Consider the following 6,790-nt stretch of genomic DNA (forward strand, 5'->3'; position numbering starts at 1 on the left):
GCGGCGAGCGGCGCCGGCCCGCGCGGCACTCCGAGCCGGTGGTGCTGGCCTCCGGGAACCTCGGGCTGATCTCCTTCCCCGACGTTCCCGCGCGGCACTCCGAGCCGGTGGTGCTGGCCTCCGGGAACCTCGGGCTGATCTCCTTCCCCGACGTCCCGCACCGGATGACGAAGGAGGAGATCGACGCCCGGCATCCCGCGCTGCTGACGACCCTCGCCAACCACCCCGGCATCGGGTTCCTCCTGGTGGCCAGCGCCGAGCACGGCGGAGTCGTCCTCGGGGCGCACGGCACGGAGGTGCCGGTCGCCGAACTGGCCGACTGCGCGGGGCCGTTGGCCGCCTTCGAGCGCGGTGCCGCCGACGCCGTCCGCCGCACGCACGGCTTCCCGCACGCCGCCGACATCATGGTCAACTCCTTCCACGATCCCGCCGACGGGGAGGTCCTCGCCTTCGAGGAGCAGATCGGCTCCCACGGCGGGCTCGGAGGCGCGCAGGGGAAGCCGTTTCTGCTGTCCCCGCGCGCGTTGTCGTCGCCCGTCGGGGAGGGGGAGGAGCTGGTGGGGGCGGAGCAGGTGCACCGGGTGCTGCGGCGGTGGCTGGAGGAGGCGGGCGGGCCGCAGGTGCCGGTGGCGGACACGGACGGCGACCGGCAGGCGGCGTAGGGCCGGACGTATCACCGGAAAATCGGCTGCGTGCGGACGGTCGTCGCGCCCACACTGTGCGGACCCCTTCCCGACCGTCCTGAGGAGCCCGCCGCGTGCAGGCAGCCGTCACCGTCACCCCCGCCCGTCTCCCGGAGCTCCTCCTCGGCCTGGCCACCGTGCGGCCGGTGTTCGTGTGGGGCGCTCCCGGCATCGGGAAGTCCTCCCTGGTGCGGGAGTTCGCCGCGTCTCTGGGACTGGAGTGCGTGAGCCTGCTCGGCACCCAGCTCGCCCCGGAGGACCTGATCGGGGTGCCGCAGATCCGGGACGGCCGCTCGGTGTTCTGCCCGCCGGAGACCATCGCCCGCGACGAGCCGTACTGCCTGTTCCTGGACGAGCTGAACGCGGCCACGCCCGACGTGCAGAAAGCGTTCTACTCGCTGATCCTCGACCGCCGCATCGGCAGCTACGAACTCCCCGAGGGCTCGATCGTCGTCGGCGCCGGCAACCGCGCCACCGACAACGCGCTCGCCCGCCCCATCGCGTCCGCGCTGGTCAACCGGCTCGCGCACGTCCACCTGGAGGTGTCCGCGAAGGACTGGCTGGCCTGGGCGGCGGGCGCCGGCATCCACCCGTGGATCGTCGACCACCTCACCGACCGGCCGGACCACCTCTGGTCGAAGCCGCCGAAGACCGAGGAGCCGTTCTCCACACCCCGCTCCTGGCACATGCTCTCCGACGCCCTGCACTCCTTCGGCCAGGGCCTCGACGAGGAGACGCTCAAGGTCCTCGCGCACGGCACCCTCACCCCCGCTCACGCGACCGCGTTCTGCGGGTACGTCAAGATCGTCCGCAGCCGCTTCGGCATCGAGGCGGTGCTGCGCGGCGACGCCCGGTGGCCGCACCGGACCGAGGACCGCGACCTGCTGTACTACCTCGCCGAGTCGTTCCGCGAGCGCCTCGTCAAGGAGCTGCCCGCGAGCAAGGAGCACGTCTCGGCGAACGGCCGCCAGACCGCCTACCGCGCGAAGGCGCTGCTCGTCCAACTCGCCGAGATCTCCGTGGAGATCGCCCAGCACGTCATCGCCTCCGACGCCGACGGCAACCCCGTCCTGCCGTCCTGGTTCCTCGTCGAGGCGGCCCGCGACATGCCGCGACTCGTGGAGGCCCGCAGATGAGCCGGCAGAAGAAGAAACGGGACGTCGCGGGCGAGGCGTTCGCCGAGGGCATGCGGATCATGCGGGCCAACCCGGCGCTCAACTCCGTACCCCTGTCCACCTGTCGGTGCGAGGACTGCGAGCTCGCACCCCAAGGCGGCCTATTGCGCGTCGAGTCCGACGGCGTCGCCCATACCCGCCCCGAACGGCTCGCCCAACCCGAGGACTGGGCCTGGGCGTTGGCCCACGCCGCCCTGCACCTCGGCTTCGGCCACCTCCCCGCCGCACGCGGCGCCCGCGTCCAGCCGGACCGCTTCGACCTCGCCGCCCGCTGCGCCGTCGTCAACCGCTTCCTGCTCAGCTTCCCCGTCGGCCGCACCCCCGACGACCTGCCCGCCGCCTACCCCGACGGCGACGAGGAGCAACTCGCCGCCCGCTGGCGCCGCGACGGCATTCCGCTCACCTACGAACGCTGCGGCACCGCCGGGCACGAACCCGACCAGCTGCTCCTCACCTGGTACGACCGCTACCAGCAACCCCCGGACTGGCAACCGGAGTTCGCGCACGCCCTCACCCGCACCATGAGCGCCGCCATGGACCTCGCCGGCGGCAGGCGCGACAGCCTCACCGGCGAGCGGACACCGCTGCAACCCTGGCAGCGGGCGCTGAGCTGGTTCATCTCCTCCTACCCCCTCCTCGGGGGCATCGCCGCCGGCATCACCCTCGTCGCCGACGCCGAACTCGCCCGCGCCCACAGCATCTCCGTCGCCGCCGTGAACGCCGACGCGGGCGAGATCTACGTCAACCCCCTGGCCCGACTCGACGACGAGGAATGGCGGTTCGTCCTCGCCCACGAGATGCTGCACGCCGCCCTGCGCCACGCCGACCGGTGCGGACCCCGCGACCACTACCTCTTCAACGTCGCCTGCGACTACGTGGTCAACGGCTGGCTGCGCGAGATGCGGGTCGGCGTCATGCCCGAAGGGTCGCTGTACGACGCGGAGTCGGCGGGACTGTCCGCCGAGGAGGTGTACGACCGGATCACGGGCGACCTGCGCCGCATGCGCCGTCTCGCCACCCCGCGCGGCAAGGGGCTCGGGGACATGCTCGGTGCCCCGATCGGGCTGCCCGGTGACCCTGTCGACCTCGACGAGTTCTACCGGCGGGGCCTGTGCCAGGGGTTCGAGCTGCACGGGCGGCAGGAACGCGGCCTGCTGCCCGCCGGGTTGGTCGAGGAGATCCGCGCGCTCAGTCAGCCGCCGCTGCCGTGGGACGCGCAACTCGCCCGCTGGTTCGACGAGTTCGTGCCACGCCCCGAACCCGTGCGGACGTACGCCCGGCCCTCCCGGCGGCAGGCGGCGACCCCCGGCATCCCGCGTGCCGGACGGTACTTCCCGCCCGAGGAGATCGCCCGCTGCACCTTCGGAGTCGTCCTGGACACCTCCGGATCCATGGACCGCACGCTGCTCGGCAAGGCGCTGGGCGCCATCGCGTCGTACGCCGAGGCGCGGGACGTGCCGGCGGCCCGCGTGGTGTTCTGCGACGCCGCGCCGTACGACGCCGGGTACCTGCCGGTGACGGAGATCGCGGGAAGAGTCCGGGTGCGGGGGCGGGGCGGGACCGAACTCCAGCCGGGGATCGACCTGTTGCTCCGCGCGGACGACTTTCCGGCGGGGGCGCCGGTGCTGGTCATCACCGACGGGTGGTGCGATGTGCTGCGGGTGCGGCGCGAGCACGCGTATCTGCTGCCGCAGGGCCGTCGGCTGCCGTTCACCCCCCGAGGGCCGGTCTTCTCCGTGCGGTGAGGGGGAGTGTGATCGGATAGGGGTACGGAAACCCGGATCCGGGACCGACGCGACAGCGAAAGGAACAGCCGTGGCCACCACGCGCACCGCACACACCGTCTGGGAAGGCTCCCTCGTCGAGGGGAACGGGACCGTCTCGTTCGACTCCTCCGGCATCGGCTCGCAGGCCGTGTCGTGGCCGTCGCGCGCCGAGGCGGCGAACGGCAGGACCAGCCCCGAGGAGCTGATCGCCGCCGCCCACTCCAGCTGCTTCTCCATGGCCCTCTCGCACGGCCTGACCGGCGCCGGCACCCCGCCCACCCGCCTGGAGACCAAGGCCGACGTCACCTTCCAGCCCGGCACCGGCATCACCGGTATCCACCTCACCGTCCGCGGTGAGGTCCCCGGCCTCGACGCGGACGGCTTCGCCGCCGCCGCCGAGGACGCCAAGAAGAACTGCCCGGTGAGCCAGGCGCTCGCGGGCACGGAGATCACGCTGACGGTCGAGTCGGTCTGAAACGAAGAGTGAGCGGTTGCCGCCGCTTGCCGAGGAGCGCGCGGGTTCTTCACGGAACCCGCGCGCTCTGCCGTACCGGGCCCCCGCAGGCCCTCTTGACAACCCCCCGCTCAAGTTTTGTGCTGGAGGCCGGGAGCCCGGACGGAAGGGGACGGACATGGGACGGCCGGTCGGGATCGATCTGGGGACGACCAACTCGGTGGTGGCGGTGCTGGAGGGCGGGGAGCCGGTGGTGGTCGCGAACGCGGAGGGCGCGCGGACGACGCCGTCGGTGGTGGCGTTCGCGAAGAACGGGGAGGTGCTGGTCGGGGAAGTGGCGAAGCGGCAGGCGGTGACGAACGTCGACCGGACTGCGCGATCCGTCAAACGGCACATGGGGGACGGGAGTTGGCGGTTCCCCGAACAGGGGTCGATCGACGGGACGCGGCTGCGCGCCCAGGAGCTGTCCGCGCGGGTCCTCCAGAAACTGAAGCGGGACGCGGAGGCTTACCTCGGGGAGGACGTCACCGACGCCGTCATCACCGTCCCCGCCTACTTCGACGACGCCCAGCGCCAGGCGACCAAGGAGGCCGGGGAGATCGCGGGGCTGAAGGTCCTGCGGATCATCAACGAACCCACGGCCGCGGCCCTCGCCTACGGACTCGACCGGGGCGACGAACAGACCGTGCTCGTCTTCGACCTCGGCGGCGGCACCTTCGACGTGTCCCTCCTGGAGATCGGCGAGGGCGTCATCGAGGTCAAGGCGACCAACGGCGACACCCTCCTCGGCGGCGACGACTGGGACCAGCGGATCGTGGAGCACCTCGTCAAGAGGTTCAGGAGCCAGTACGGCGTCGACCTCGCCAAGGACAAGATGGCCGTCCAACGGCTGCGCGAGGCCGCCGAGAAGGCGAAGATCGAGCTGTCGTCGGCCACCGAGACGACCGTCAACCTGCCCTACATCACCGCCTCCGCCGAGGGCCCGCTCCACCTCGACGAAAAACTGACGCGCGCTCAGTTCCAGGAGCTGACAGCCGACTTGCTCGACCGCTGCCGCACCCCCTTCCACCAGGCGGTCAAGGACGCGAAGATCAAGCTCGCCGCCGTCGACCACGTCATCCTCGTCGGCGGCTCCACCCGGATGCCCGCGGTGTCCGGCCTGGTACGGGAGTTGACCGGGAAGGACCCGCACAAGGGCGTCAACCCCGACGAGGTCGTCGCCCTCGGCGCGGCTCTCCAGGCGGGTGTCATCCGCGGTGACGTCAAGGACGTCCTCCTCCTCGACGTCACCCCGCTGTCCCTCGGCATCGAGACCAAGGGCGGCATCATGACGAAGCTCATCGAACGCAACACCACGATCCCCACCCGGCGTTCGGAGATCTTCACGACCGCCGTCGACAACCAGCCCTCCGTCGGCATCCAGGTCTACCAGGGCGAACGCGAGATCGCCGCGTACAACAAGAAGCTCGGCGTCTTCGACCTCACCGGCCTGCCGCCCGCCCCGCGCGGAGTCCCGCAGATCGAGGTCGCGTTCGACATCGACGCCAACGGGATCATGCACGTCTTCGCGAAGGACCTCGCGACCGGCCGCGAGCAGAAGATGACCGTCTCCGGCGGGTCCGCGCTGCCCAAGGACGACATCGACCGCATGATGCGTGACGCCGAGCAGTACGCGGACGACGACCGCAGGCGCCGCGAGGCTGTCGAGACCCGCAACCAGGCCGAGCAACTCGTGTACCAGACCGAGAAGTTCGTCCGGGAGAACGAGACGAGCGTGCCGGCCGACACCCGCGCGGAGGTCCGGGCGGCCGTGGACGAGCTGAAGACGCTGCTCCAAGGGGAGCGCGACACCGCCGAGTTGCGGGCCGGCGTCGAGAAACTGTCCGCCGTGAGCCAGCGGATGGGGCAGGCGATGTACGCGCGGGCCCAGGAGACGCCGCCGCCCGGAGAGCCGCAGGAGGACGGTGTGGTGGACGCCGAGATCATCGACGACGAACGGGAGGGAAAGGGCGGAGCCGCGTAGAAACGGCTTGCGGGAAGGGGAGTGGGGAAATCGGCCCGCAGGTGCGTACAGTGGCCGAAACAGGTCTGAACAGGGGGAGCGGGGCATGAGCAGCAGGGCACCGGCCGACGCCGAGCAGATGATCGCGGAGGCACGCAAGGCGTTCTTCGTGATGTTCGCCTTCGTGGCCCTCGTCTGGCTGATCCAGGTCGCGAACTTCGCGGCCGACTACCGGATCTCCCGCGAGTACGGCATCGTCTCCGGCGACGCCGGCTCGCTCACCCACATCGCCACCGCGCCCTTCCTGCACTGGAACTGGGCCCACCTGGAGAGCAATTCGGGGCCGCTGTTCGTCTTCGGCTTCCTCGCCGCGTACCGGGGCGTCGCCAGGTTCCTCCTGCTGTCCGGGCTCGTCGTCGTGGTCAGTGGCACGACCGTCTGGCTCTTCGAGGCCGACCGGGTGTCGACCGTCGGCGCCAGCGGGCTGATCTTCGGGTACTTCGGGTACGTCGTCGTCCGGGGCCTCTTCGACCGGCACCTCATCGACAGCCTCATCGGCCTCGTCATGGGCGCGTCGTTCGCCTACCTCCTCACCGTCGCGGTACCCGGCACCCCCGGCGTGAGCTGGCTCGCCCACTCGGGCGGGCTCGTCGGCGGACTGCTGGGGGCGTGGCTGCTGCGGGACCGGCGCGCGAAGGCGGCCGTGGCGG

At 71.5% G+C, this 6,790-nt stretch carries 5 protein-coding genes and 1 pseudogene; all 6 read left to right on the forward strand.

The window, feature by feature from the left end:
- Positions 1-662 (forward strand): annotated as a pseudogene (locus tag ACVNF4_RS30200) (hypothetical protein); the annotation flags it as partial.
- A 95-nt stretch (positions 663-757) separates the two neighbouring features.
- A complete protein-coding gene (locus ACVNF4_RS30205) occupies positions 758-1,819 on the forward strand; it encodes an ATP-binding protein (protein ID WP_461806060.1) in 1,062 nt (353 codons plus the stop codon).
- The gene (locus tag ACVNF4_RS30210) at positions 1,816-3,603 is read left to right on the forward strand and encodes a vWA domain-containing protein (protein ID WP_461806061.1); all 1,788 of its coding nucleotides are present in this window, start codon (positions 1,816-1,818) and stop codon (positions 3,601-3,603) included. Before ACVNF4_RS30205 ends, ACVNF4_RS30210 begins: the two co-directional genes overlap by 4 nt.
- 70 nt (positions 3,604-3,673) lie before the next feature.
- Positions 3,674-4,099, forward strand: a complete 426-nt coding sequence (locus ACVNF4_RS30215; RefSeq protein ID WP_461806062.1) for an OsmC family protein — start codon at positions 3,674-3,676, stop codon at positions 4,097-4,099.
- Positions 4,100-4,256: 157 nt separating this feature from the next.
- Positions 4,257-6,101 carry a molecular chaperone DnaK gene (dnaK, locus tag ACVNF4_RS30220; protein WP_461806063.1) on the forward strand — a complete coding sequence of 615 codons (1,845 nt, stop codon included), beginning with the start codon at positions 4,257-4,259 and terminating at the stop codon, positions 6,099-6,101.
- A gap of 85 nt (positions 6,102-6,186) precedes the next feature.
- On the forward strand, positions 6,187-6,790 hold a 604-nt coding region (locus tag ACVNF4_RS30225), incomplete at its 3' end, for a rhomboid family intramembrane serine protease (protein WP_461806064.1).

The organism is Streptomyces sp. S6 (assembly GCF_054880855.1).

Excerpts from the sequence above, each read along its gene's own strand:
- dnaK (WP_461806063.1), top strand. The coding sequence starts at position 4,257 with ATGGGACGGCCGGTCGGGATCGATCTGGGGACGACCAACTCGGTGGTG.
- ACVNF4_RS30210 (WP_461806061.1), top strand. The coding sequence starts at position 1,816 with ATGAGCCGGCAGAAGAAGAAACGGGACGTCGCGGGCGAGGCGTTCGCC.